The organism is Pseudoclavibacter sp. JSM 162008 (assembly GCF_041366455.1).
Taxonomy (GTDB): Bacteria; Actinomycetota; Actinomycetes; order Actinomycetales; family Microbacteriaceae; genus Pseudoclavibacter.
Map to the genome: position 1 here is coordinate 111,214 of NZ_JBEWYX010000001.1, position 25,039 is coordinate 136,252.

At 70.2% G+C, this 25,039-nt stretch carries 22 protein-coding genes; 12 read left to right on the plus strand and 10 right to left on the minus strand.

The genetic code is table 11. The features are described from left to right. Positions 1 to 52: 52 nt before the first annotated feature. A complete protein-coding gene (locus ABVF28_RS00545; RefSeq protein WP_104310410.1) occupies positions 53 to 298 on the minus strand; it encodes a DUF3073 domain-containing protein in 246 nt (81 codons plus the stop codon). 179 nt (positions 299 to 477) lie between these two features. Here ABVF28_RS00545 and ABVF28_RS00550 point away from each other — a divergent pair, with 179 nt between their 5' ends. Further along, positions 478 to 1,671, plus strand: coding sequence for a flavin-containing monooxygenase (locus ABVF28_RS00550; protein ID WP_371029088.1), 1,194 nt, complete (start codon positions 478 to 480; stop codon positions 1,669 to 1,671). Between the two features lie 34 nt (positions 1,672 to 1,705). Here ABVF28_RS00550 and ABVF28_RS00555 read toward each other — a convergent pair whose 3' ends face one another. From ABVF28_RS00555 to ABVF28_RS00580, 6 genes are all read right to left on the minus strand, one after another. Next, positions 1,706 to 3,187: a permease gene (locus tag ABVF28_RS00555; protein ID WP_371029089.1), complete on the minus strand. Its 1,482-nt coding sequence runs from the start codon at positions 3,185 to 3,187 to the stop codon at positions 1,706 to 1,708. Next, on the minus strand, positions 3,184 to 3,957 hold the full coding sequence (locus tag ABVF28_RS00560) for an ABC transporter ATP-binding protein (protein WP_371029090.1): 774 nt from the start codon (positions 3,955 to 3,957) through the stop codon (positions 3,184 to 3,186). The genes ABVF28_RS00555 and ABVF28_RS00560 overlap by 4 nt, the downstream gene beginning before the upstream one ends. A gap of 134 nt (positions 3,958 to 4,091) precedes the next feature. After that, positions 4,092 to 4,556: a CrcB family protein gene (locus tag ABVF28_RS00565; RefSeq protein WP_371029091.1), complete on the minus strand. Its 465-nt coding sequence runs from the start codon at positions 4,554 to 4,556 to the stop codon at positions 4,092 to 4,094. After that, entirely contained in the window at positions 4,556 to 5,014 is a 459-nt protein-coding gene (locus ABVF28_RS00570; RefSeq protein ID WP_371029092.1) for a CrcB family protein, read from the minus strand. The genes ABVF28_RS00565 and ABVF28_RS00570 overlap by 1 nt, the downstream gene beginning before the upstream one ends. A 253-nt stretch (positions 5,015 to 5,267) precedes the next feature. Next, the gene (locus ABVF28_RS00575; RefSeq protein ID WP_371029093.1) at positions 5,268 to 6,296 is read right to left on the minus strand and encodes a helix-turn-helix transcriptional regulator; all 1,029 of its coding nucleotides are present in this window, start codon (positions 6,294 to 6,296) and stop codon (positions 5,268 to 5,270) included. Further along, positions 6,293 to 7,306, minus strand: coding sequence for a hypothetical protein (locus ABVF28_RS00580; RefSeq protein ID WP_371029094.1), 1,014 nt, complete (start codon positions 7,304 to 7,306; stop codon positions 6,293 to 6,295). Before ABVF28_RS00580 ends, ABVF28_RS00575 begins: the two co-directional genes overlap by 4 nt. A gap of 195 nt (positions 7,307 to 7,501) precedes the next feature. On the opposite strand from ABVF28_RS00580, the gene ABVF28_RS00585 reads away from it, so the two are divergent. From ABVF28_RS00585 to ABVF28_RS00600, 4 genes are all read left to right on the plus strand, one after another. Then, a complete protein-coding gene (locus ABVF28_RS00585) occupies positions 7,502 to 8,590 on the plus strand; it encodes a YdcF family protein (RefSeq protein WP_371029095.1) in 1,089 nt (362 codons plus the stop codon). Between the two features lie 125 nt (positions 8,591 to 8,715). Continuing rightward, the gene (locus ABVF28_RS00590; RefSeq protein WP_371029096.1) at positions 8,716 to 12,201 is read left to right on the plus strand and encodes an efflux RND transporter permease subunit; all 3,486 of its coding nucleotides are present in this window, start codon (positions 8,716 to 8,718) and stop codon (positions 12,199 to 12,201) included. Between the two features lie 179 nt (positions 12,202 to 12,380). Continuing rightward, complete coding sequence (locus tag ABVF28_RS00595; protein WP_371029097.1) at positions 12,381 to 14,477, plus strand: DEAD/DEAH box helicase; 2,097 nt, start codon at positions 12,381 to 12,383, stop codon at positions 14,475 to 14,477. A 119-nt stretch (positions 14,478 to 14,596) separates the two neighbouring features. After that, positions 14,597 to 14,932 (plus strand): hypothetical protein, encoded by a 336-nt coding sequence (locus tag ABVF28_RS00600; protein ID WP_371029098.1) that lies wholly within the window; start codon positions 14,597 to 14,599, stop codon positions 14,930 to 14,932. Between the two features lie 111 nt (positions 14,933 to 15,043). Here the strand turns inward: ABVF28_RS00600 and ABVF28_RS00605 are convergent, their stop codons facing one another. From ABVF28_RS00605 to ABVF28_RS00615, 3 genes are read right to left on the minus strand one after another with little or no spacing between them, the layout of a single operon-like run. Further along, entirely contained in the window at positions 15,044 to 15,910 is an 867-nt protein-coding gene (locus ABVF28_RS00605; RefSeq protein WP_371029099.1) for an energy-coupling factor transporter transmembrane protein EcfT, read from the minus strand. Continuing rightward, positions 15,907 to 17,805 carry an ABC transporter ATP-binding protein gene (locus ABVF28_RS00610; RefSeq protein ID WP_371029100.1) on the minus strand — a complete coding sequence of 633 codons (1,899 nt, stop codon included), beginning with the start codon at positions 17,803 to 17,805 and terminating at the stop codon, positions 15,907 to 15,909. Before ABVF28_RS00610 ends, ABVF28_RS00605 begins: the two co-directional genes overlap by 4 nt. Continuing rightward, the gene (locus ABVF28_RS00615; RefSeq protein ID WP_371029101.1) at positions 17,802 to 18,365 is read right to left on the minus strand and encodes an ECF transporter S component; all 564 of its coding nucleotides are present in this window, start codon (positions 18,363 to 18,365) and stop codon (positions 17,802 to 17,804) included. Before ABVF28_RS00615 ends, ABVF28_RS00610 begins: the two co-directional genes overlap by 4 nt. 177 nt (positions 18,366 to 18,542) lie before the next feature. Between ABVF28_RS00615 and ABVF28_RS00620 the strand changes: the two genes are divergently transcribed. The 7 genes from ABVF28_RS00620 (at position 18,543) to ABVF28_RS00650 (ending at position 24,910) form a co-directional block, all read left to right on the plus strand. Next, positions 18,543 to 18,941: a BlaI/MecI/CopY family transcriptional regulator gene (locus ABVF28_RS00620; protein ID WP_104310426.1), complete on the plus strand. Its 399-nt coding sequence runs from the start codon at positions 18,543 to 18,545 to the stop codon at positions 18,939 to 18,941. 74 nt (positions 18,942 to 19,015) lie between these two features. Beyond that, positions 19,016 to 19,840: a M48 family metalloprotease gene (locus ABVF28_RS00625; RefSeq protein WP_104310427.1), complete on the plus strand. Its 825-nt coding sequence runs from the start codon at positions 19,016 to 19,018 to the stop codon at positions 19,838 to 19,840. 3 nt (positions 19,841 to 19,843) lie between these two features. Next, the gene (locus ABVF28_RS00630; RefSeq protein ID WP_371029102.1) at positions 19,844 to 20,326 is read left to right on the plus strand and encodes a hypothetical protein; all 483 of its coding nucleotides are present in this window, start codon (positions 19,844 to 19,846) and stop codon (positions 20,324 to 20,326) included. 64 nt (positions 20,327 to 20,390) lie between these two features. Further along, positions 20,391 to 21,833 carry a sensor histidine kinase gene (locus ABVF28_RS00635; RefSeq protein ID WP_371029103.1) on the plus strand — a complete coding sequence of 481 codons (1,443 nt, stop codon included), beginning with the start codon at positions 20,391 to 20,393 and terminating at the stop codon, positions 21,831 to 21,833. Positions 21,834 to 21,937: 104 nt separating this feature from the next. Further along, positions 21,938 to 22,669, plus strand: coding sequence for a response regulator (locus ABVF28_RS00640; RefSeq protein ID WP_371029104.1), 732 nt, complete (start codon positions 21,938 to 21,940; stop codon positions 22,667 to 22,669). Positions 22,670 to 22,829: 160 nt separating this feature from the next. Then, positions 22,830 to 23,714, plus strand: a complete 885-nt coding sequence (locus tag ABVF28_RS00645; RefSeq protein ID WP_104310431.1) for an ABC transporter ATP-binding protein — start codon at positions 22,830 to 22,832, stop codon at positions 23,712 to 23,714. Continuing rightward, positions 23,711 to 24,910 carry an ABC transporter permease gene (locus tag ABVF28_RS00650; RefSeq protein WP_371029105.1) on the plus strand — a complete coding sequence of 400 codons (1,200 nt, stop codon included), beginning with the start codon at positions 23,711 to 23,713 and terminating at the stop codon, positions 24,908 to 24,910. The genes ABVF28_RS00645 and ABVF28_RS00650 overlap by 4 nt, the downstream gene beginning before the upstream one ends. Positions 24,911 to 25,039: the final 129 nt, after the last annotated feature.

Below are 25,039 nucleotides of genomic sequence, written 5' to 3' on the forward strand. Positions count from 1 at the left end.
GGCTCAGAGGCAGACGGCAACTGCGCGGCTCGGGGGAGCCGTTCGCAGACGCCTACGCGCGCTTCTGCTCGTAGCCGCTCGCGTCATCGTCTTCGTCGGCGTCATCATCGTCGAGGTACTCGGACCACTTCGAGAGGATGTCGTCGGCTGGTTCTTCAGTGACTGGCTGCGTCGCCGGATAGCTCGAGGAGCCACCGGACAGTTCACGTGCCAGCGCGTCATAGTTCGTCTCATGTACGGAGTACTTGAGCTCACGGGCGACCTTGGTGTGCTTCGCCTTTTGACGGCCACGCCCCATGCGTAACCCCCTTATAAATCGGGCCGGGCAGGAATGGCCACCCGGTCGCACGTCGTTAACGAAAATCTGACGCTCACATTACCACGGCGGCCGAGCTAATCTTCGGTGCGCCGACCCGGCCACGTCACCCCGCGTCTCTAGACTGACCCCTACCGGACGGAAGCTCGTCGACCGTCCGAGTGACCGCACAGGTGCGCCCCCAGCGCCTCGACAGGAAGCCGGACGTGCACAGCGTGAAGACCGACATCGACCTCGTCGTCATCGGCGCGGGCGTGCCAGGTGTGACCGTCGCCGCGACGCTCGCCGAGATGGGTCTGCGTCCGCTGCGGGATTTCGTGGTCTTCGATGCAGAGCCCCAGCCCGGCGGGTCGTGGGGGCGCGGCTGGGATTTTCAGACGGTCGGTCACACGCCGCTCCTCACGGGGCCTCCCGGGTTGTCCGAGCTGGGTATCCGACTGAGCGACCAGGATCCGGAGGCCATCGTCCGCGACATCATGCCGCCGCTCATGCGCCGCTACGAGGATGCCTACGACCTGTTCGTGGCGCGGCCCGTGCGCGTGCTGAGGGTCGAGGCGATGCGTCGCTCCCCGCATCTGACGGTGCACATCCAGGTGCGTGATCGTCCGCCCCGGACCATCACGACGCGATACGTCATCAACGCCACGGGCGACTGGTCGTCGCCGTTCGTGCCCTGGTATCCGGGGGCATTGGACTTCGCGGGCGAGCAGCTGCCATCCGCCCACATCGAGTCGCTGGCTGGATTCGCGGGCAAGCGCGTCATGGTCGTCGGTGGCGGCCGTTCAGCTGTCACGATCCTGCGCGAGCTCGAGCCGATCGCGGCGGCGACCGCATGGTCGACCCGACGCGAGCCCGACTTCCATGAGCTCCCGCGCCTCACGCTGCCGTCCCGCACCGACTCGCGGCAGCGCGACATGGATGCGCGCCACGAGGCGGAGTTCGTGCGCTTCGTCGAGCGCGGGGAGCGCCTCCCGAGCGAGGTGAGCGTCCGCGGCATCCCCCTCTCGAGGGGGACGCTCGCCGCGATCCGCCGCGGGCTGCTCGTGTCTCGGGGGCCGCTCGCGAGCATCCAGCCGGACGGCGTCACACTCGCGAGCGGCGACCGCTTCGAGGCGGACGCGATCATCTGGGCGACGGGCAGCCGCCCCACGATGCGGCACCTCGCGCCCCTGCAGCTGCGCGAGCAGGGAGGGATGGCCCGGCTACGCGACGGATGGAGCCGCCGCGACAACCGTGTGGCGCTCCTCGGCTACGGCACGAACCGCCGCAACCCCGTCGCAGCCCGGCTCGACGCTGAACGCCTCGCCGAGGGCGTGTTCGACCGCCTCGGCGAGACCCCAGCTGACGTCAAGTAGGGCCTGCCCGGCGCCCCGCGCCCGGCGCCCCGAGCTAACCGCGGTGCGGTGAGGCGAGCACCGACGTGACGACGGGGCGAGTGCCGAGCAGGGCCAGCCAGACGGCGCCGAACCCGAGCGCGAAGCACAGCGCCATCGTGAGCATCGCGAGTGGCGCCACGAGCAGGGAGGCGCCGACGATCGGCAGCACCAGGGCGACCGCGGCGCCCGCCCCGCCGAGTGCGGCGAGCAGCAGGGGCGCCCAGACCTGCGCCCGTTGCGCCTTCTCGAAGACCGTGCGCGGCATGCCCGTGCGGTCCAGGGAGATGAGCAGCCTGCGCTCATCGAGGATCGCGGCGGACTGCGAGACACCCACGGTGCACGCCAGCATGAGGAAGGCGATGAACAGCGTCAGGAAGACGCCAGTCCGGAGGTCGGTCATGAGCGTGAGGTCCTCCGCCGAGACCCCCTCGGTGCCGCCCACCATGTCCAGCAACGCGAGTCCGCTGCCGCTGATGACGGCGACGAACGCGATCATCGCGATACCGGACACGCTTCGCCAGGCCACGCCGGGCGCCTCCGCGAGGCGGCGCCCCGCGATGAGGCGAGCCGGCGTCTTCGCGCGCTTCGCCATCTGCCGACCGATCAGCCCGACGAGCGGTCCGCCTGCGAGGTTGATGGCGAGCATCCCGATCGCGAACGGCACGAACAGGGCGAGGACGATGCCGACGATGCCGAGCGCCGAGACGAATCCCTGGGCCAAGCTGACGAGGCCGAGCGCGACGAGCAGGGCGACGACGCCGCCAGCGAGTGCGAGCCACTTCACCCGCGGTGCCTTGTCGCGCTTGCGCACGCCGAGGGGTGTGACGCGCACGGCGGCGAGTCCGGCGAAGGAGCTCGCCGCGGCTAGCACCGCGATGCCCGCGGCGGTCGCGGCGAGGATCGGGAACCCGACCCACAGGGACGCGGCCCCGACGGCCCCGCCGTAGAAGTGCAGCAACCCGACGACGGGAAGCAGCGCCGCGTAGAGCGCCGTCCCGGCCAGGATGCCCACGACGGCGATGAGTGTCGCCTCGGCCACTGCGAGCATCGTCACGACGGTCGTGGACGCGCCGAGCAGTCTCAGCGTCGCGAGCCGGTCGTCGCGTCGCCTCGTGGAGAGGCGCGCGGCGGCGACGCCGAGCGTCAGCAGCGGCACGGCCAGCAGGGTCAGCGCGAAGACGGCGAAGAAGCCGTGCGACTGCATGCCGGCCGGCGGGTTGAAGAGCATGATGGTGCCGCCGACGACGATCAGCGTGAGGGCCGTCACGACAGCGAACGCCACGGCGGGGAGGGCGACCGCAGCGACGCCGACGGTGCCGGGCCGGGTGAGCATCCGCAAAAGCGTGAGCGCCGGGATGCGTCCGGTTCCGCGAGGCGCGGGACCCGGGATGCGCGGGCCCTGAGCGACCGTCGAGCTGGCGGTCGGCGTGGCGCCCGCGGACGGGAGCGTGTCGCCGGTGGGTCCCGGGAAGCTCGCCCCTCGCGCGGCGCTCATGCGCGGGCCGCCGAGTCGTCGAGGACGCGGCCGTCGCGCATCCGCACGGTGCGGTCGCAGCGGGCCGCGACCTCGGGATCGTGCGTGACGACGACCAGGCTCCGACCGGCGCGGGAGGTCGCGGCCAGCAGCGCCGTCATGACGTCGGAGCTCGTTGCCGAATCGAGGGCACCCGTCGGTTCGTCGGCGAACACGATGCGGGCGCCCGTGACCTGGGCGCGGGCGATCGCGACGCGCTGCGCCTGGCCACCGGACAGCTCGCCGATGCGACGCGCCTCCATGCCGCGGAGGCCCATGGCCGCGAGCCACTCGCCGGCGGCGTGCTCGGCGCGCTTGCGCTCGACGCCGCACAGCATGGCCGCGAGGGCGACGTTCTCGAGCGCCGTGAGCTCCGGGAGGAGCATCCCCTCCTGGAACACGAAGCCGAACTCGGTGCGGCGCAGGTCGGTGCGCTTCGCCTCCGACATGTCCGTCATCTCACGGCTGCCACCCTCAGCGTGCAGCTGGATGCTGCCAGAGTCCGGGGTGATGATGCCCGCCAGGCTGTGCAGCAGCGTCGTCTTCCCGGAGCCGGAAGCGCCCATGATCGCGAGCGCCTCGCCCGCCCGGACCGCGAGGCTCACGCCGGCGAGCGCGACCGTGGCGCCGTAGGTCTTCGTGAGCGAGTGCGCCGCGAGGACGGCGTCGGGGTGATGGGCGCCGGCAGCGGTGGAGGTTTGAGCGCCAGGACGCGGCGCCGCTGGTGTCTGGAAGCCTGGGTGAGAAGTCATGGTTCCAAGGTGCCCGCACAGGCGGCCGCGCCTCGACCATCTGGGGGCTCATCCGTCCCCTCCTGGAGGAGGGCTTTCCGGGATGCGCGTCATCCGCGAGGATAACCCGCGGTGCCCTGGCGCCGACGGTGTCGCTACCAGGTGAGCAGGCCAAGTCCAAGGTTGGCGCCGAGCAGCTGACCGACCGTCACGCCGATCAGGGCCGCGAACACGCCCCAGAGCATCTGGACGACCACGATGATCGCGGTCTTGCCGAGCTTCCTCGCGCTGAGCGCGTTCGCCGCGTCGAGCATCACTGAGCTCCAGGAGCTCATCCCGCCGCAGAAGCCCGAGATGACGACCATCGAGGCGACGGTCGGGAGCGGCAGCAGTCCCGCCGCCAACCCGGCGAGCAACGATGCGATCACGTTCACGATCATGAGGCGCCACTCTGGCGCCACGCGGCGGGGGAGCCGAGCGTCAGCCGCCGTGGCAGAACCGGCCAGCGCGGCACCTGTGTGGTGAGCCGGGACCCGCGGCCACCCCTCGACGGCGACGTAGCGGACGCAGGCGCCGACACCGCCGGCGATGGCAACCCCGAGGATGAAGAGGACGTCCATCAGCGCGCTCCCGCTCCCGCCGGCGGCGGAGAAATGCGGCGCCCGAGAGCGCGGCCGAGGACGATCGCGAGGACCCCGCCGAGCGTGCCGAGCAGAAACGCGGCGATTGCCCACGCGGACGTGGAGAAGACGAGCGCCAGCGCAAGCGCGATGAGCGAGAACGTCGTGAAGCCTCCGCAGAAGCCAGGGCCGAGCGCCGCACGCCACCCGGCGCGCTGCGCAGGCCAATGGGCACCCGCCACGATGCCGAGAGCCAGCGACCCCGCGAGGTTGGCGATCAGGGCCGCCAGGATGTCCGAATCGAGGACGTGCATGCTTCCGGCTGACAGCTCGACGAGGTCCGCCGTGCCCTGCGGCATCGTCGCGGTTGAGACGACCGAGCCGAGCCACACCCGGGCGAGCGTGCCGAGGGCTCCGCCGAGGAACACGGCGAGGAGGAGTCGGGCTTGCGTTCGCACGCGGCAACCGTACTCCCAGGGCGAGGGTGGCGCCAGCCCGCTTCCGAGGGTCCCGCCCGCTGGCCAGCTTCGGTGACAGACGGCGGCGTCCGGCGCACGAAACGAGCCAGAAGCACCGTTTAGTCACCGAAGTTGGACGGGGAAAGGGGCAATCCTCCGTGCGGTCGGGCGCGGGTCGCAACGGTCGCCGGGTTCGCCGCGGACACCGAAGGGCCGTCTCCCGTCATGGGAAGCGGCCCTCCGATACCGCGACTCAGGCGCCGGGCGAGTCCTTCTCGTCGCGAGCCCCGAGAGCGTGAGAGATGCGCTCGCGGACTCGTTCGAGCTCCTGGTCGAGGAACGTCACGATCCCGGGTGAGAGGTGCTGCGCGCTCTGCGCGGCGCGGAGCTCTTGCCGAAGCTCGTGCCTGAACTTGTTGAGCACGAGGTCCGCCTGGGACATAGCCTCGAGCTGCTCACGACCGGCATCACGCCGCGGGTTGCTCGCAGAACTCGTGGTCCCGGTTTTCGGAGCCTCACTCGTGCCGCTGTTGCTGTTGCTGTTGCTGTCGCTGCCGCTGTCGTCGTTCCAGACGTGCGAGCTGGTCGCCGATGCCCAGGTGTCGAACCTGCCGTGCGTGCGGTGGCCCGAGCTCGATGCACCCGGCGCACCCGGGGCCTCGGGCGTCGGCGGAGCCTGTGGCGGGTCCTGCGGGCGCGGCTCGCCGGACGCCGTCGTGCCGTCGCCGAATCCGGGCGCAGAGGATCCCGGAGCCGTCTTGCCCGGGGTGGAGAACGGGGCGTCGCGGGGCTCGTTCCAGCCCTTTGCCGCGCCGGCGAAGAACCCGCGAGCTGATGCAGCTCCAGCTGCTCCCGCGCTTGCCGCCTTCTCGAAGCCCGAACGTGCGTCCGGCCCGAGTTCCTGGGCGAGGCGCGCGAACTCGGCGCGGAGCTCTTCGCGCGCGCTGGCGAGGCCATGCCGGACGTCCGCGGCGAGGCGGCGGACGGAGGAGTCGACGTCCTGCTCGATGGCGGCGAGCTCATCGCGTCTCGAGTCGAGCTCGCGTCGCCCCGCTTCCGTGATGCGATAGACGCTCTTGCGGCCGTCGTTGTGCTTCGTCACGAGGCCTTCCTCTTCGAGCTTCGCGAGGCGCGGGTAGATGGTGCCGGCGCTCGGCGAGTAGGTGCCGTCGAAGCGCTCGGAGAGTGCCTGGATGAGCTCGTAGCCGTGGCGTGGCTGGTCCTCGAGGAGGCTCAGCAGGTAGAGGCGGAGGTGCCCGTGGGCGAAGACTGGCGGGGTCATGCGGTGCCTCCTGGCTTCGTGGCGTCTGATGCGGTGTCAGCGTCGGCGCTGGCGTCGACCTCGATGTTGCCGCCTGGTTCGGCATCGGCGCCCGCGGTGTCGGGTTTCGCGGTCCCTGCTGCGGGCGTGCTGGCGTGGTCATCCTCGGTCGCGGGCGCGATGCGGGCGTCGATGCGCTCATCGAAGTCGGCCGGTGTGTCGCCTGCCCGCGGGGTGCGCGCGGAGAGCATGACGGAGACGCGGCCGGTGACGGTGCTGATGCGCACGTCGGTGACCTCGCCCTTGACGGGCTCCGAGCGGTAGGTGGTTCCTCTGAGCGGTTCGAGGTGCAGGCCGTCGAGCTGCACGGAGGAGCCGACGGTCGAGACCTGGTAGCTGGGGTGCGTTCCGCTCGGGAGTCGCACGGTCGTTGCCCCGCTGACCGACCTGTTGGCGACGAGGGTGGGGGATCCGGATGTGACGTCAACGATCGTTGCTCCTGAGACTGTGCTGCCGTCGAAGCTCACGATGGGGCCTGTCGCGGTGACGTCGCCGGATGCCGTCTTCACCACGGCTTTGCCAGCGTGACCGCGGACGCTGATCTCGCCGCCGATGGAGTTGAGGTGCAGCTCGCCTTGGGTGGCGTCGAGGAACTGCTCGCCGCCGACGGTGTTGACATCGATGCGTCCGTCGATGCCTGCGACCAGCACCTCTGAGCTCACGCCGAGGATGTCGACGTCGACACCTGCTGGGACGAGCACGCTCACGACGACGGTCGGCTGGTTCCAGATCGTCTTCGCGGAGGTCTGAACGTCGGTCCACGACAGCTGGGGGTGGTCGATGAGGAGCTGGTCTCCATCGATGGCGATCTTGAGGTCACGGCCGGTGATGGCGGACACCTCGATGCGGGTGCTCGGCTCGTCGTGCGCGAGCACGCTGATGGCGCCGCCTGCGAGTCTCGCGCGAACGCTGCGGACGGTCTGCACGTCGATGACGCGGGGCCCGTCTACGATCCACTGTTCAATGGCCATGGCTGCTCCTCGGGAGGTGTTCTGGATGCGTTCCGGGCGGTGAGTCCGGCAACCGACGGTCACGTTATATCGCGATTCTGAGTATTCGCGTTATATCGCGAAATGCGGGCGGGCGGTCGCGGCCCCGAGCGCGTAGGCCATACTGAGCCCGTTCCGCCGTCGCTCGGCGGTGGGGAACGGAAGGCGACGCGCATCATGGAGATTCTGGGCATCACGGGCATCGCGCTGCTCTCCACGCTCATCCTCTTCGGGCTGGCCGCGCTCGTGGCCGTCATCGCCGTGCGGCGGACGCGCGAGGAGCCGCGGAGGTTGAGCAACGGCGTCTGGCTCGTTGCCGCCGTCATCGCAGTGACCTCAGCGCTCTCCGGCCTGAGCAGCGGTTTCGCCGGCCTCGTCGGCGCGGTCACGGGGCTGCCGCTCATCCTCTCCCCGCTCCTGCTGCTCGTGCTCATCGTCACCCTGCTGCTGAACGGGGCGCGCATGCTCCGGCGCGAGGGGCGCTCGCTCGGCAACTTGCTCTCGCTGGTGCTCGCCGTCGTCCTCGCGGCCCTGGCCGCGCTCCCCTTCGCAGCAGTGCTGATCGACGACCGGATCTTCTTCGCGGTGGCCCTCTTCGTCGCCCTCGGCGCGGCCTATCTCGGGGCGGCTTTCGTGCTGTTCCTCGGCTACTCGTGGCTCTACGCTCGGCTGGTGCGCGGCGCGGCCGGCACGTGGGTGATCGTGCTGGGCTCCGGGCTGTCCGGCGGACGCCGCGTGCCGCCACTGCTCGCGTCTCGCATCCGGACGGGCCTGGATGCGGCGCACCGTGTCGGGGCTGCGGTCGTCGTCATGTCCGGCGGGCAGGGCAGCGACGAGGCGCTGGCCGAGGGTCGTGCCATGCGCGAGTGGGCGCTCGACCCAGCGAACGCGGGCGGTGACCTCGGGAGCCGGGAGGTCACAGTCGGCGTGGCCGGCCCCCGCATCCTGAGCGAGGAGGAGTCGGTCAACACCGAGGAGAATCTGCGGTTCACGAAGGCGATCCTCGAGCGCGAGGGCGTCACGGGCCCCGGCATCATCGCCACGAGCAACTACCACGCCATGCGAGCGGCGATGCTGGCGCGCGAGCTCGGCATCGATGCGCAGGCCGTGCAGGCGCCCGTCGCCCGCTACTACTGGCCGAGTGCGATCCTGCGCGAATTCGCCGCGATCCTCAGACGGTATCTGCTGCTCAACCTCACCGCTGGTCTGCTCTTCGCGCTGCCGCTGCCGGCCCTCAGCCTCGTGCTGGCGCCCGGGGTGAGCTGACTGGGCCGTTGCGCTCAGAGAACCCTCGAATGAGTTCCTGACCACGGATTCGGGAGGCGCTCAGCGGGGTTCCGGAGACTGTCGGAGGTGCGTGCAAGACTGACCGAGTGCACAAACTCGCTGAGATGAGCTTGAGAAACCGCGCGCTGATCGCCCTTGTGACGCTCTCCGTGCTCCTCTTCGGTGGCCTGTCGATGACCTCGCTCAAGCAGGAACTGATCCCGTCGGTCTCCCTGCCCATCGTCTCGGTCGTCACGAGCTACCCGGGCGCCTCGCCCGAGATCGTCGACGAGGACGTATCCCGCCTCGTAGAGACGTCGCTCCAGGGGCTCCAAGGGCTCTCCTCGACCCAGGTCACCTCCAGCGCGAACCTCTCCTCGGTGACGGTCCAATTCGAGTACGGCACCGACACGGTCTACGCAGAGCAGCGCATCCAGCAGGCCCTCAACCGCATCGAGAGCCAACTCCCCGAGGGCACCGAGACGACCGTGCTCAGCGGATCGATCGATGACTTCCCGGTCATCCAGATCGCGGCCACCGGCGGCACCAACGCCGAAGAGCTGGCCGCGAGCCTCGAGAGCTCGACCGTGCCCGGCCTCACCGAACTCGACGGGGTCCGCGAAGCGGCGGTCAGCGGCGCACCGGTCTCTCGCATCGAGATCACCCCAGACCAGGCGGCGCTCGCGGGCGCGGGCGCCAGCATCCAGAGCATCCGCGACACGCTCGACGCCGCCGGCACGCTCATCCCCATCGGCCAGATCACCGAGGGCGACGACGCCCTCACCGTGCAGGCCGGGACGCTGCTGGACAACGTCGATGCCATCGCCGCCCTTCCGCTCAGCGGCGCGAACCCCGCCACGACCACCCTCGGCGACGTCGCCACGCTCGAGCTCGGACCGGAGCCCGCCAGCTCCATCTCCCGCGTCAACGGCGAAGACGCCCTCACGGTCTCCGTCACGAAGCTCGCCAACGCCAACACCGTCGAGGTCTCCCAGGCGGTTCGGGATGCGCTGCCCGCGCTCCAGGCGTCTATCGGCGGGGGCGCGACCCTGCAGATCGTGTTCGACCAGGCCCCGTTCATCCAGCAGTCCATCGACACGCTCGTCGTCGAAGGACTCCTGGGGCTCGTCTTCGCCGTCATCGTCATCTTCGTGTTCCTGCTGTCGTTCCGCGCGACACTCGTGACCGCGATCTCCATCCCGACCTCGCTGCTCGTCACCTTCATCGGCCTGCAAGCCGCCGAGTACTCCCTCAACATCCTCACGCTCGGAGCGCTCACCATCGCGATCGGTCGAGTCGTCGACGACTCGATCGTGGTCATCGAGAACATCAAGCGGCACATGGCGATGCACCCCGGCGCCAGCCTGCGGGGCAGCGAACGCGTGCGAGTGATCTCCGAAGCGGTCCGCGAGGTGGCCACCGCCGTCACCAGCGCGACGATCGCCACCGTCGCCGTCTACCTCCCCATCGCGTTCGTCGGCGACATCTCCGGAGAGCTCTTCCGCCCGTTCGCGCTCACGAGCGTCATCGCCCTGCTGGCGTCGCTGCTCGTCTCCCTCACCATCGTGCCCGTGCACGCCTACTGGATGCTCGGCGGGCGGCACCTCAAGCGTCGCGCCCGCGTCGGCACGGCGGAGACCTGGTCGGGCAACGGCAACGGCAACGGCAACGGCGCCGACAACGGCGCCGAGACCGGTGACGCGTCGACGCCTTCGGAGCCGAGCAGAGAACGTGAGCACGTGCTCGCGAGCGAATCCGCACCCGCCACGGACGTCGTCGCCGTCCAAGGCTCGGAGACGAAGACGGAGACGGAGACGGCGAGCAGCGACGGCCCCGTCGAGGCCGTTCGAGTGCGCCCGCGCCGCGAACGCGCGCAGCGTGACGCCGGGAGGTTCGCACCCCTCGGTCTGCGGAGTGACGACGAAGAGCTCCACCCGCGCCGAGCCCGCCGCCGCCAGGCAGAACAGGGAGCGGGTGTCGCAGGTCGTGCAGAGCACGGCCCCGACTCCGAGCTCGCGACCGCGCACGAGGAATCGAGCTGGCTGCAGCGCGGCTACGAGCCGGTGCTGGGATGGACCCTCCGCCGACCCTTCATCACCCTCGGCGCGGCCGTCCTCATCCTCATCCTCACGGGCGCCCTCGCTCCGCTCATGAAGACCAACTTCCTCGGCAACACCGGCAGCAACAGCTTCACGGTGACGCAGGCTCTCGAACCCAACCTCACGCTCGCCGCCTCCGGGGAAGCCGCCTCGCAGGTGGAGGACATCCTGCGAGCCAAGCCAGGTGTCGAGACCGTGCAGCTCACGATCGGCGGAGGCGGCGCGGCCTCGCTCTTCACCGGCGGCGGCGCCTCACGCGCCAGCTTCTCCGTGACCACATCGACAGACGCCGACTCCGACGCGATCCAGGCCGAACTGCGCGAAGAACTCGACGCCCTCCCCGAAGAAGCTGGCGAGATCTCCGTCGGCGGCGGCGGAAGCGCCGGCTTCTCCAGCGCCATCAGCGTCGACCTTACGGCTCCAGACGCGGAAACGCTCCGCGAGGCGAGCGACCAGGTCGTCGCCACCCTCACCGGCGTCGAAGAACTCGGGGAAGTCACGAGCGACCTCGACGAGACCCGCCCCTTCGTGCAGATGGATATCGACCAGGCGACGGCCGCCCAGTACGGGCTCAGCCAGACCGCCATCGGCGGCATCGTCGCCCAGCAGCTCCAGCCCACCCCCGTCGGCTCCCTCACCGTCGACGGCGCCAGCGTGCAGGTCGTGCTGCTCGGGGCGGAACCACCCGCCAACATCGATGCGCTTCGCGCCACGAGCATCCCAACCGCGCTCGGGCCCGTCCCGCTCACCACGCTCGCGACGGTCGAGATCGTCGACGGACCAGTCTCCATCTCGTCAGAGCGAGGCGTGCCCCTCGCCTCCGTCACCGTCGTCCCGACCGACGACAACCTGAGCTCCGCAAACGCACTCATCACCGAGCAGCTCGACTCGCTGACACTCCCAGAAGGCGCGACGGCTGTGCTCGGCGGCGTCAGCTCAGACCAGGCCGCCGCCTTCCAGCAGCTCGGACTCGCACTGCTCGCCGCCATCCTCATCGTCTACATCGTCATGGTCGCGACGTTCAAGAGCCTCCTGCAGCCGCTGCTGCTCCTCGTCTCGGTACCCTTCGCCGCGACCGGAGCCATCCTGCTGCAGCTCGCGAGCGGGGTTCCCCTCGGCGTCGCATCGCTCATCGGCGTGCTCATGCTCATCGGCGTGGTCGTCACGAACGCCATCGTGCTCATCGACCTCGTCAACCAGTTCAGGGAGCGAGGACTCGCCGTTCGCGACGCCATCCTCGCCGGCGGCGCCCGCCGAGTCCGTCCCATCGTCATGACCGCCCTCGCGACGATGCTCGCCCTCACGCCAATGGCGTTGGGCATCACCGGCCACGGCGGGTTCATCTCGCAGCCCCTCGCCCTCGTCGTCATCGGAGGACTCCTCTCCTCAACCGTCCTGACGCTCCTCGTGCTCCCCGCGCTCTACACGGTGGTCGAAGGCCCGCTTGAGCGACGCCGCGCTCGACGTGACGCGCGCATCGAGGAAGAACTGGCCGCCAACGACGTCGACTGACCCGGTTGGGGGATCGGAGCGCGAGGACGTATCCGGACCCGCTCGGTCGCGGATTCCGGCGAGAGTTCGGGACGCCGCACGTTCCCGTCTGGTCAGAGCGGGCGACGTGAGCTAGCCTGGCAAGTTGGGCATGCGCCGAATTCTGTGTGAGCAGCGTGCCAGATCTGGAGAAGGCACACATGCCCAAGCGCAAAGCAAAGGGCGGGTTCAAGCCCGCGAGCAACTACATCCCCAAGGATTCTGCGGGCCGCGGCGAGCGACCCGCCCGCGCCGGCGGCGGCGCCGGCCCCGGCGGCAACCCACGCTGGGTGAGCGAGAACCGCCGAGACGGGGCGGCCGGAGACGACCGTCGCGGAGGCTACGCCGGACGCGACGACCGCCGCGGGAGCTCCGCAGGACGCGACGACCGACGCGGCTCGGGCGCGGCGAGCAGCGGCGAGCGCGGCGCCTTCCGCGGAGACGACCGCCGGTCCGGCGGAACTCGCGCGGGCGGCGACGACCGCCGCGGTGGCTATGCCGGACGCGGCGACGACCGCCGAGGCGGCTACGGCAGCAACACCCGGCCAGGTGACGACCGGCGGAGCGCCGGCCGAGGCTCGGACGACCGTCGTGGCGGCTACAGCGACCGCAGCGAAGACCGTCGTGGCGGCTACGACGCGTCCGGCCGCAACGATTCCTTCGACCGCGGCGGCGACCGCGACCGCGGCGGCTCGCGCGGCTCCGACCAGAGCCGTCCCCGCGGCGACGACCGCTACAGCACCCGCCGAGGAGCACCCGCGCGCGGAGCAGCATCAGCGCGCGGCGGCGCTCGCGGACGCGACGGGCAGTTCTCCGATCGCAACGAGCGCATCGACCGTCACCACCACGACGCCCTCCGCCAGTCGCATGGGCGTCAGCCGGCGGCCGGCTCGCGCGGCGACCGCAGCGCCAAGCACTTCGACCCCACGGCTCGCGGCGCGAATCAGCCGCAGCGCGGGGCGATCCAGGACTACCGCAGCCACAGCCAGTCCGCCGCGGGCCGCGCTCCCTCTCACGACGAGGACCGCGTGCTCGAGCGTCTCGCCCCGACCGCGGTCGGCGCGAAGAACGCCGACGGCCTGAGCTTCGGCGACCTCGGGCTCGGCGCCAACATCGTCGACGCGCTCGCCGAACTCGGCGCACCGAGCCCGTTCCCCATCCAGGCATCGACGATCCCGGATGCGATCCAGGGGCGCGACGTGCTCGGCCGTGGCCGGACCGGAAGCGGCAAGACGATCGCGTTCGGTGCAGCCCTCGTGCAGCGGCTCAGCGTCGCGCGCGGCCGCGACGCCGACGCCAGCAAGCGCAAGATCGGGCGCGCGCCCCGCGCGCTCATCGTCGCGCCGACTCGCGAGCTCGCCCTGCAGATCGACCGCACCATCCAGCCGATCGCACGCAGCGTAGGCCTCTTCACGACCCAGGTGTACGGAGGCGTGCCGCAGCAGCGTCAGGTCACGGCCCTCGGACGCGGCGTCGACATCGTCATCGGAACCCCCGGCCGCATCGAGGACCTCGAGCGCCAGGGCTTCCTGAGGCTCGACCAGGTCGAGATCACCGTGCTCGACGAAGCCGACCAGATGTGCGACCTCGGGTTCCTCGAGCCCGTGCAGCGCATCCTGCGCATGACCATGCCCGGCGGCCAGCGCCTGCTGTTCTCGGCGACGCTCGACGCGGCCGTGCAGCGACTCGTGACGGAGTTCCTCAAGAAGCCATCCGTGCACGAGGTGGCAGGCGAGGAAGAGCAGCACACCGACATCGACCACAGCGTCCTCGTCGTCGAGCGCGACGACAAGCGCGCCGTCATCGAGCAGCTCGCCGGCTCCGGGGGGCGCGTGCTCATCTTCACGAAGACACGCATCGCCGCCGAAGGGCTCGCCACCGAGCTGTCGATGGCCGGCGTGCCCGCGGCAGCGCTCCACGGCGATCTCACGCAGGGGCGACGCACGCACAACCTGCGCCTGCTCACGAGCGGCAAGGTCAACGTGCTCGTCGCCACCGACGTCGCCGCGCGCGGCATCCACGTCGATGACATCCGTCTCGTGATCCAGTCGGACATGCCTGAGGAGTACAAGTCGTACCTTCACCGCTCCGGCCGAACGGGTCGCGCGGGACAGCGAGGCACGGTGGTCACGGTCATCCCGAAGCAGCGTCGTCGCCGAATGTCCGAGCTGCTCGAGCGGGCCGAGATCGACGCGCCCATGATCCCGGCACGCCCCGGGGGCGCCGAGCTCGACGCCTTCATGGCGTACGCAGACTAGGCGCCCGGCGCCAGCCGATCGACCGATGCCCCTCTAAACGAAGACACCCTTCGTCCAGAGGGGCATCGTCGTCCGTGCCGCACCCGAAACGTGGATGATCGCCGCGTAGCGTTGGACGCATGAGCGAACAGCAGGCGAACGACCCGCGGGCGCGGGCAGACCAGGCAAGCGCGGGCGAGGACGTCGCGGCGAACGGTGAAGGCTCCGGCGGCGAGAGCGCGGGCCACGAGAGCGCGGCGCGCATCAGCACCGAGCAGCTCGCCAACGAGCGTGCGAACGGCGACGGCCACCTCTTCCCCGACGCGGGCTCGCTCTTCGAGCCGGAGCCCGTCGACACTCCGCAGGAGCTTGAGGCTGAGGTCGAGGAAGCGGAGAAGCACGACAAGCGCGTCGCGAGCGGGCCAGATGAGTGGGGCGTGGCCGAGAGCAATTTCGGGCAGAACACGAGCGAGTAGCGTCATCGCCCGACGAGGCACTGCCCTCGGTCTCGGGATGGGTTCCTCACTTCCAGATGGGTTGCACCCCATCCCGAGATGAGGAACCCATCCCGAGAATGGCGGGATCGTTCAGCCCAGGTGGCTCGACGCGAGCAATGCGGCCGCCGTCGCGGTCCACGCGACGGCGACGAGCGCCCAGTCGGCGGCGTCCGTGCGGAGGATGTGGCGCTCGGTGCGCGTCGGGGCGAACCCGAACGCGCGCGCATCCATCGAGAGCGCGACCCGGTCAGCGTGCCGCAGCGCGCCCGCGAGCAGAGGGATCGTGACGTCGAGCTGCGAGCGAAGCCAGGCGAGCGGCCCCCGACCTCGATCGACGCCGCGCACGCGCCGGGCGGCTCGGATCACCTCGAGCTCAGACCGGAACCTCGGCACGAACCTGAAGGCGGCCATCGCGGCGTAGCCGAAGCGGTAGGGCACGTGCAGGTGCTGCACCAGGGAGCGCACGAAGTCGTCGCCCGCCGTGGCGATTCCGCCGACGAGCGACAGCAGCACGATCGCGACGAGGCGGAGCGCTGTGCCGAGTCCGGTGGCCCAGGCGGCCACCGTGAAGGGCCGGCCGGCGACCTCGAAGATGGTCGCCGTACCGTCGAGCGCGAGCGCGGCGAGCAGGGGAGCGGCGCTTGTCGTCTCGCCGGACACCGTCGGGTCGACCCAGACGCCGAGGGTCACCGACAGGACCGCCAGCACGACGGGCACGCCGGCGATCAGCAGCAGGGCGCTTCGGGCAGACAAGCGCGCCCCGCTCAGTATCGCGATGCCGCAGAGAACGATCAGCAGCGCTGGGCTGAAAGCGTCGCGCACCACGAACATCGCGATGATCGCGGGCAACGTCGCGGCGATCTTCACGAGCGGGGTGCGCCGGTGCAGCCAGGGCAGGCGCTCGGCGCGCGAGCGCGCGACACTGGGCCGCGAGGCGAGTGCGTCGCCTGCGCTCACGACGCACCGCGCAGGTTCGCCGAGGACTGGCGAGCGAGCTCAGCCTCGAGCCGAGAGATCGACGTGATGCCGCGCAGGCCTGGGTGACTGCGCACGTCCGCGAGTGCGCGCGCAAGCGGCGGCAGGCCAAGGCCCGCGGCCTCGAGCGCACCGGAGGACACGACGTCGCCGACTTCGCCGTGCGCGGCGACCACGCCACCCTCGAGAACCAGGAGGTGCGTCGCGAGTTCCGTCACGAGCTGCAGGTCGTGCGTCGCGAGCACCAGCGTGGCCCCGTCTCGGTGGAGCTCACGCAGCAGCGAGACGAGCTCATCGGCGCGCGCCTTGTCCTGCCCGAAGGTCGGCTCGTCGAGCACCAGCACGTCGGCCCCGTCGAGGAGGGCGGCGGCCACCGTGAGCCTCCGCTTCTGACCGCCGGAGAGGAGGAACGGATGCCGGTCGGCGTGCTCGGCGAGCCCGAAGCGCTCGAGCATCTCGTCGACCCGGCTCCGTGCATCCGCCGCCCCTCGCCCGATCTCGAACGCGAGCTCGTCTCGCACGGTGTGCGTGAGGAACTGGTGCTCCGGGTTCTGGAACACGTAACCGATGCGGGCGCGGAGTTCACCCGCCCGCATCCGGGAGATGTCCTGCCCGTCGAGCAGCACGGTGCCTCGCGGCGCGCGACGCACACCCGCGAGGGCTTGCAGCAGGGTCGATTTGCCTGCCCCGTTGTGCCCGACGACGGCCGTGATCGTGCCGGGCTGGATGCTCAGGGCAACTGGCCCGAGCACTTGTGTGCGGCCGCGGGTGACGGTGAGCTCGCGGACGTCGAGGCGATGGAAGGCCGGTTGCGTTCCGGACTGCTCGGGGGACGCGGCCGACTTCGGTGACAAGTGCTGGGTCACAGGGGTGTCTGTGGTCGATTCGGCGCGAGTAGTCACCGAAGTTGGCCGCAGACCGATGCGCAGGTCGGTCGCTGTCGGTGAGGCCGCGTGCTCGAGGCGCCGCGCGAGCTCGGTGCCGAGCAGCGGCAGCGGTGCCGCGCCCAGATCCCAGCCGGCCTCGGTGAAGACCGCCGCGGCCTCGTGTGCGACGGGGAACCAGACCCCGAGTTCGCGGAGCTCGGCTTCATGGCGCCCGAAGACCTGCTCAGGCGGGCCGTCGAGCACCAGGCGCCCTGCGGAGTCGAGCACGATGACGCGGGTGGCGATCGTCAGCGCCTCATCGAGGTCGTGCTCGATGAGCAGCAGGCCGTGCGTGCCAGCGCGCACGAGCTCACCGAGCGCCAGGTAGATGGCGTGCTTCGCGGCCTGGTCGAGGTTCGCGGTGGGCTCGTCGAGCACCAGCAGCGGCGAGCCCATGGCGAGGGCGCTCGCGATCGCGAGTCGCTGTCGTCCCCCGCCGGAGAGCACGTCGGGGGAGTCGTCTCGTCGCGGCCACAGCCCGAGCTGAGCGAGCGCCGCCTTGACCCTCGTCTCGATCTCCGCGACCGGTAGGCCCAGGTTCTCTGGCCCGAAGGCGACCTCGTCGAAGACCTGGCCGGACACGATCTGCGCGTCCGCGTCCTGGAACACCATGGCGACGTACTGGCTTGCGGCGGCGACGCCGAGCTCGGCGACGTCCCGCCAGTCGGCGCCTGCCCGCGCCCCTTCCGCCCGCGCCCCGCCCGCTCCTTCTGCCTTCGACTCGTCTGCGCCGTCCGCGAGCAGCACCCTCCCGGTCACGTCTGCGCCGAGCGACTGCGGGATGAGCCCGTTCAGTGCGCGGGCGAGCGTCGATTTGCCGCACCCGGACGGGCCGAGGAGCAGCACCGCCTCGCCGCGGGAGATTGAGAACGAGACGTCGTCGGGGCGCGGAGCCGCAGCGTCGAAGTGGGTGACGGAGAGACGTTCGACCCGCAGGAGCGGGGACGTCACCTGGGTGCTCTGCGGTCTTCCGCGAGCCGCAGGTCACGGCCGATGCCCGCGCGCTCGAGCTGCTTCGCGAGCCAGACCGCGAGCATCGTGCAGAGCGGAGGCGACACGAGGAAGCTGCCGATGAGGAGCGCCGTGCCGAGCGCGTCGTACCCGCCGCCGTCGAGGATGCGGAACGCGGCGGCGGTCATGACGAGGCCGGCGAACAGCGACCCGGCGAGGAACAGCCACGCCGACCAGCGTCGGAAGCGTGTGACCAGGAATGGCAGCTCCTGGAGCACCCCGATGCCGACGCCGATGAGGAACGCGCCGAACGCGATGGGCTGGAACGGGCTCGCGACGAGTCCGGCGAGGGCCGAGGTGATGAGGCCGACCCACGGGCGGCGGAACAGCGCCTGCGCGAGTGCCCCCGGAATGAAGTACAGGCCGATCGTGAGCCCGTACACGAGTGGGAGGAGATTCGAGACGGCGCCGCCGATGTAGGCGTTGACGGTGAACACGACTCCGCCCGCGACTCCGATCGCGGCACAGCTCATGAGCAGACGAGTGCTGACGTTTCTCATTGGGCTCCACGCCTTCCCTCAGCGGGACACGATCCCGCTGGGGTCACGGGCTGGTGCAAGTCTACAAACTGTAGAGCGACGCGCGCGACAGGCCGTTGAGCTTGATAGCCTGAAGGCTCGCGGAGATCTGGGTGACGTTCCCCACGGCAGATCCGCGTCAAGAATTGGAGCAGCACAATGCCAGGAACTCGCACTCGAGCACGGGGTGAGCTCGAACTCGTCGTGCTGCGGCTCCTGTGGACCGCCGACGAGCCGCTCACGGCCCGTGAGATCCAGGACCGGTTCCCGGGCCGGGTTCCCGCGTCCACGACCATCCTCACCGCCCTCGACCGCCTGCGGGCGAAGGGTGATGTGACGCGCGTCGGCCACGAGCAGCGCGGCATCCGCTTCGCTGCGACGCAGACCGAGGCCGAGCACGCCTCCAGGGCGATGCTGAATGCGCTCAAGACGATCGACGGCCGCGAGGCCGCGCTCCTGAAGTTCGCGGGCAACCTCGACGCCCGTGACGCAGACCTCCTTCGCGCGGCTCTGCAGCACTCGCCTGTCTCGGCTTCCGAGCCCGCATCGGCCAGCTAGCCGGAGCCGGACCGGGTTCCACCATGGCTCCAAGCGGGCGTCCGGGGTTCCTGCCCGGACGCGAGTGATCCGAAGTGTGGATCATCCCTGCGCTCGCGTGTCTCGCGTTCGCGGTCTTCACGATGCTCGCGGCACCGTCGCTCCTCACCCGGGGCACCTGGCAGGTGCAGCATCCGCAGCTGGCTCTTGGGCTGTGGCACGGCGCCGTCGTCGGCGGCTCGCTCGCGCTGCTGGCGGCTGTCGCGCTGTCGGTCGTCGCTGTGCTCACCTGGGAGCATGACGAGGGCAGCTGGCTCAGCGGCTTCGAGATCGCGCTCGCCTCGGTCGTCGCGAGCGTCGGCCTGATCGCCATGTTCGGCTGGGGGTTCATCGTCACGCGTCGTTCCGGGCGGGCTCTGGCTGACGGCAGGCGCGCGAACGACGAGCTGCGGGATGCTGCGCGCGTGCTGTCCTACAGGGATGAGCGCATCGGCGGGGCCCTCGTGCGCTTCGTCGAGTCCCCGGCGCCGCACGCGCTCGCGGCGGCCGGGCCCGCTCCGGTGGTCATCGTGTCGAGCGGACTCGAGCAGCTGCTGACGCGCGAGCAGCTGGAAGCGGTCGTCGCGCATGAGCGCTGTCACCTGGTCAGGTTCCACGCCCTCGCCCAGCGGCTCGCCGAGGTCAATGAGGCGTGCCTCCCGCGGTACACGGGCGCGAAGAACCTGTCGCGCGCGACGGCGCTGCTCATCGAGTTGATCGCGGATGACGCGGGCGCGAAGGCGGTGGGCGCGGATGCGCTTGCCGGCGCGCTCCAGGCGCTTGCGGGTGCGGGTGCCGGATCGGACGATGACGTGCTGCGCCAGCGGGCGAGAAGACTCCACGCTCGTCCGGGAGGCATCAGCTCGACGTGGCAGGCTTGAGGCATGCCTGATTCCCCTTCGTACGAAGAACCTCGCCCGGGCTACGACGTGCCACGTGCGGCAGAGCCTGAGCGGTCGCTCAACCCGGTGCGCGTGTCGAGGCTCCGGCGGCTCACGATCCTCCTCGCGGTCATGGTCGCGGCCGGTGCGCTCGCGAACTGGCAGCAGGAATCCGAGTTCCGGTCGGCGAGCATCCTGAGTGTCGTGGTCTCGATCGTGGTCATCGTCGTCGGCTACGGCGCGATCTGGAAGATCCTCGGCTCGCCCAAGCGGAAGCGGGCGGAGGGCGCTCGGACTGCGGGCAGCATCCTCTCCGTGCTCGCGGTCACGGGTCTTCTGCTGACGGGTGTGCTCGCGATCACGGGTGCGAGCGCGAACGGCGCGGTGCAGCTGGTCGTCGGGCTCGGCTCGGCGATCGTCGGAGCCATCTGGCTGCACGCCGCCTGGCGCCGTCTCCCCGCCGAGCCGACCGGCCTGCTCGACTGACGCGTTCGCGTGCCCCGCGACGCGCGCGCGTGGAATGTCGGGGGCTGCGCCTAGCCTTGAGCCCATGATCTCGTCACCGCGCGGCAGCGATCTCTGGCAGCGACTCCAGGGCCTCGATGCCGAGCATCCTTCCGACTGGCAGCGACCCGGCCCATCTCGGCGTGCGCTGCGCACCGACGTCATCGTGGCGCTCATCGCGGTCGGCCTCATGGTGTTCTCGAACTGGGCGGTGCTCGAGCTGCGCAAGGGGGCCGACCCGTCTGAAGTCGGCGCCCTGCTCCACGACGAAGATCCGGCTGCAGCGCTGGTCGGCATGGTCCTCGTGCCCGCGATGTACGGCGTCGCCATCGCGCTGCGCCGCCGATTCCCGTTGTGGATGCTCGTGCTCAGCACGGTCGCGTTCGTGTCGGCGTTCGCCTTCACGTACCTCGACACCGTCGTCACGCAGATCGGGTACTTCCTGCTCATCTTCACGGCGGGTGCCTGGAGCAACCAGCGGGTGATGGTGACGCTGCTGCGCATCGCCATCACGGTCGGCATGACCGTGTGGGCCGTCGTCGACGCCTTCACTCGTGCGACGCTCCTCTTCGCGTTCTCGGAGTCGAGCGACAGCGAGAACTGGATCTCGAGCGTCTTCACGGCCTACACGCTGCTCATCAACGTGCTCTACTTCATCGGCGCCTTCTGGTTCGGCAACTCCGACTACCGGCGGGCGGGGCAGCGCGCCGCGCTCGAGGAGCGCACGCGTGAGCTGGAGGAGTACGCGGAGGCGCTGGCTGACGAGCGCAAGCGCGTGGGAGAGCAGGCGATCCGCCTCGATCGTGTCCGTATCGCGAGAGAACTCCACGACGTGGTCGCGCATCACGTCTCGCTCATGGGCCTGCAGGCGGCCGCGGCTCGGCGCACCGCAGAGACTTCGCCAGAGAAATCGCAGCAGGCTCTGCTCGGTGTCGAGCAGAGCGCACGCGTCGCGATCGAGGAGCTCCATTCGCTCCTCACGACGCTGCGCAGCGCGGATGCGGACGACGCCGACGGTGCGCCGGCGCCCGACGACGGCGCACCGGGAGTGCAAGCAGGAGCATCCGCGCCTTCGACGCACACCGTCGAGCAGGTGCCGGCGCTCATCGAGGAGCTGCGCGGGGCCGGCATGCGGGTTGAACTCAGCACATTCGGGGAGCCGCGGCCGGTGTCGCCGCTGACCGGCATCGCGGTGTACCGCGTGCTGCAGGAGGCGCTGACCAACACGCGGAAGCATGCCGGCCCCGAGGCTCCCGCCGACGTCCGGCTGCGCTATCTGGAACGCGGAATCGAACTCGATGTGACCGACGACGGGCCAGCATCCTTCGCCCACGCCGCTGCCGCGAAGCACACGAACGGCGCCGGCGGGCTCGGGCTCGTGGGCATGCGGGAACGAGCCCGCGCGGCGGGAGGCGAGGTCACCACCAGCAAGCGCAGTGGCGGAGGTTTCCGGGTTCTCCTCCGGGTGCCCTATGACCGGCAGGTATGACGACGTGCCCCTGGACTCCAGCGCCACTCGGACAACTCCCGGTAACCTCGCCCGCATACGGTCACGAGAACGACACCGCTGCTGCGGGTGCCAAAGGAGGCCTAGTGTCTGAACAGATCCGCGTGGTGCTGGTCGACGATCACCAGCTCGTGCGCATGGGCTTCAAGCTGATCCTCGAGTCCGAGGCCGATATCGTCGTCGTCGGCGAGGCGACAGACGGGCGCGAAGCCGTCGCCGTCGTCGAGCGGCTCGAGCCAGACCTCGTGTGCATGGACGTGCAGATGCCCGTGCTCGACGGCATCGCAGCGACCCGCGAGATCATGCAGCTCGGCGACGCCGCCCCGCGTGTGCTCATGCTGACGACCTTCCGCGACGAGGCCGCCGTCCGCGACTCGCTGCGCGCTGGAGCGAGCGGATTCGTGCTGAAGAACTCGCCGCCGGAGACGCTCGTCGAGGCCGTGCGGGTCGTCCACTCCGGCGATGCCCTGCTCGATCCTCAGGTCACACGTGGCGTCATCGCCGGCATGCTCCACGACGCCCCGGAGTCGGCTCCGACGCAGGTCGCGGATGCGCTGCAGGCCGGCGTGCACGACGAGGGCACGTCGCTGGCGCCCACCCAGCATCCTGCGCTCGCGAGCCTCACCGAACGCGAGAGCGAAGTGCTGGCCCTCATCGCGGAGGGTCTCAGCAACGCGGACATCGCGGCGCGTCTGTTCGTGTCCGAAGCCACCGTGAAGACGCATGTCTCGAACCTGCTCGCGAAGATCGGGGTGCGCGACCGCATCCACGCGGTCATCTTCGCCTACAACGTGGGCGTCGTCGCGCCCGTCGAATAGCGCCCCTCAGGCCGAGCGACCACCACCTCACCCGAGCGGATGAAGCGGCAGAGCTCGAGTTCCGTCGCGCGGCCGATCCCTCGACCCGCCGTTGTCCGTAGCGTCTTCTGCATACCCAGAGACGGTGCGGCGTCGGACGTCGCGCGAGACAGGAGGGGTGATGCTCGAGATCCAGAACATCTCCAAGACCTACGGCGACCGCAAGGTGCTCGACGATGTGAGCTTCTCCGTGGAGCCGGGCAAGCTCACGGGCTTCGTCGGCGGCAACGGCGCGGGCAAGACCACGACGATGCGCACGATCCTCGGCGTCGTGAAGCCGGATGCCGGAGTCGTCACGATCGACGGCCGTCCCGTCGTCGTGACCGACCGGGCCCGCTTCGGGTACATGCCGGAAGAGCGTGGCCTCTACCCGAAGATGAAGGTCAAGGAGCAGGTCACCTACTTCGCCGAGCTGCACGGACTCAGCGCCAAGGAGGCGGCCAAGAACGCCGACCGCTTCCTCGATGACCTGGGGCTCACAGAGCGGGCAGACGACAACGTGGAGGACCTCTCGCTCGGCAACCAGCAGCGGGCGCAGATCGCCGCGTCGCTGGCGCACGAGCCCGAGATGCTCATCCTGGACGAGCCGTTCTCCGGACTCGACCCGCTCGCCGTCGAGGTCGTCCTCGAGACGCTGCAGGGCTTCGCGGCCCGCGGCGTCCCCGTGCTCTTCTCCAGCCACCAGCTGGACGTCGTCGAGCGGCTCAGCGACAACCTCGTCATCATCTCCGGTGGAGCCATCAGAGCGAGCGGCGACCGACACGAGCTGCAGGAGCGCCACTCCGAGGGCATGCACCGCATCTCCGTCGCCGGAGACGCCGGCTGGCTCCGAGACGAGCCGGGCATCAAGGTCCTCGAATTCGACCGCGGGGATGCGATCTTCGTCGCCGACTCGGGGGAGACGGCGCAGCGCATCCTCCGCACGGCCCTCGACCGGGGTCCGGTCTTCGGCTTCGGTCGCCACATCGTGAAGCTCTCCGACATCTACCGGGAGGTCGTCGCATGACGAACACACAGGAAACCACGTCTCCCCAGCGCGCCGCAGCCGCGGCGCCGCGGCCTCGTCAGTTCGGCCTCAGCTCGGCGAAGGGCATCCAGCTCATCGCCAAGCGAGAGATCCTCGTGCAGGCTCGTTCGCGCGCCCAGCAGATCTCGTTCCTCATCACCCTGCTGCTCGTCGCGGGCGGCATCGTGGCGGTCGCGCTGTTCGGTGACGCCATCGGAGGCGGATCGACGAAGGTGGCGACGGTGTCCGACACGACGTCGATCGCTTCCACGGCCGGCCTCGAGGCGACCGAGGTCGCATCCGCAGAGGCCGCTGCCCAGCTCGTGCGAGACGGTGAGGTCGAGTACGCGGTGCTGACACCGGCCGATGCTCGAGGCCTTGAGCTCTTCACGGGCGACGGGCAGCCGGCGAGCGACCTCGGCGACGGTGCGTTTGTGCTCGTCGGGCTCGACGGGGTGCCGACCGAGGACTCCATGGCCCTCGCCCAGGTGCCCCCGTCGTTCTCGCTCGAGGCTCCCGAGGTGAACCCGGCCCTCGGGTACATCATGGCCGTCGCGTTTGGCGTGCTCTACTTCATGGCCGCGATGGGCTATGCGTACACGATCGCGCAGAGCGTCGTCGAGGAGAAGCAGTCGCGCATCGTCGAGATCCTGCTCTCCACGGTCACGCCCCGCGTCATCATGGCGGGCAAGGTCATCGGCAACAGCATCCTGGCGCTCATCCAGGTGGCGGCGATCCTCGCCGCCGCGGCCATAGCGCTCGCCGCGACGGGCCAGGGGGCGCTGTTCTCGCTCATCGGGCCGGGCTTCGTCTGGTTCCTGGTGCTGTTCGTGTTCGGCTTCGTGCTGATCGCCACGCTGTACGCGGGCGCATCCGCGATGGTGTCGAGGCAGGAGGAGGTGGGCAGCGTCACGACGCCCCTCATGATGCTCATGCTCATCCCGTACATGCTCGTGATCCTCTTCAACAGCAACGAGCTGCTCATGACGATCCTCAGCTACATCCCGTTCTCGGCGACCATCGCGATGCCGCTGCGCGTCGTGCTCGGGCAGGCCGAATGGTGGGAGCCGATCCTGGCACTGGTGATCCTCATCGCGACGAGTGCGGTGTCGATCATGATCGGGGCCCGTATCTACGAGAACTCCATCCTCCGCATCGGCGGACGTGTGAAGCTCAGCGACGCCCTCAAGGGGTAGGCGCAGGCCGCAACAGCCGGCATCACCGCACATCTCTAGCGGGTCAAGCTAACGCTTGGCCCGCTGAGTTGTATGAAGTGTGCAATTCGGGGGGTTCTGGCGCGCAGAATCCTCGTGCCCTCCCACGGG

What these genes read in the sequence shown, in the direction of transcription:
- ABVF28_RS00560 (WP_371029090.1), bottom strand. Translation starts at nt 3,957, where the DNA reads ATGACTTCTCACCCAGGCTTCCAGACACCAGCGGCGCCGCGTCCTGGC.
- ABVF28_RS00580 (WP_371029094.1), bottom strand. Translation starts at nt 7,306, where the DNA reads ATGGCCATTGAACAGTGGATCGTAGACGGGCCCCGCGTCATCGACGTG.
- ABVF28_RS00555 (WP_371029089.1), bottom strand. Translation starts at nt 3,187, where the DNA reads ATGAGCGCCGCGCGAGGGGCGAGCTTCCCGGGACCCACCGGCGACACG.
- ABVF28_RS00595 (WP_371029097.1), top strand. Translation starts at nt 12,381, where the DNA reads ATGCCCAAGCGCAAAGCAAAGGGCGGGTTCAAGCCCGCGAGCAACTAC.
- ABVF28_RS00645 (WP_104310431.1), top strand. Translation starts at nt 22,830, where the DNA reads ATGCTCGAGATCCAGAACATCTCCAAGACCTACGGCGACCGCAAGGTG.
- ABVF28_RS00630 (WP_371029102.1), top strand. Translation starts at nt 19,844, where the DNA reads ATGCCTGATTCCCCTTCGTACGAAGAACCTCGCCCGGGCTACGACGTG.
- ABVF28_RS00650 (WP_371029105.1), top strand. Translation starts at nt 23,711, where the DNA reads ATGACGAACACACAGGAAACCACGTCTCCCCAGCGCGCCGCAGCCGCG.
- ABVF28_RS00590 (WP_371029096.1), top strand. Translation starts at nt 8,716, where the DNA reads ATGAGCTTGAGAAACCGCGCGCTGATCGCCCTTGTGACGCTCTCCGTG.
- ABVF28_RS00565 (WP_371029091.1), bottom strand. Translation starts at nt 4,556, where the DNA reads ATGGACGTCCTCTTCATCCTCGGGGTTGCCATCGCCGGCGGTGTCGGC.
- ABVF28_RS00615 (WP_371029101.1), bottom strand. Translation starts at nt 18,365, where the DNA reads ATGAGAAACGTCAGCACTCGTCTGCTCATGAGCTGTGCCGCGATCGGA.
- ABVF28_RS00585 (WP_371029095.1), top strand. Translation starts at nt 7,502, where the DNA reads ATGGAGATTCTGGGCATCACGGGCATCGCGCTGCTCTCCACGCTCATC.
- ABVF28_RS00635 (WP_371029103.1), top strand. Translation starts at nt 20,391, where the DNA reads ATGATCTCGTCACCGCGCGGCAGCGATCTCTGGCAGCGACTCCAGGGC.
- ABVF28_RS00575 (WP_371029093.1), bottom strand. Translation starts at nt 6,296, where the DNA reads ATGACCCCGCCAGTCTTCGCCCACGGGCACCTCCGCCTCTACCTGCTG.
- ABVF28_RS00600 (WP_371029098.1), top strand. Translation starts at nt 14,597, where the DNA reads ATGAGCGAACAGCAGGCGAACGACCCGCGGGCGCGGGCAGACCAGGCA.
- ABVF28_RS00620 (WP_104310426.1), top strand. Translation starts at nt 18,543, where the DNA reads ATGCCAGGAACTCGCACTCGAGCACGGGGTGAGCTCGAACTCGTCGTG.
- ABVF28_RS00545 (WP_104310410.1), bottom strand. Translation starts at nt 298, where the DNA reads ATGGGGCGTGGCCGTCAAAAGGCGAAGCACACCAAGGTCGCCCGTGAG.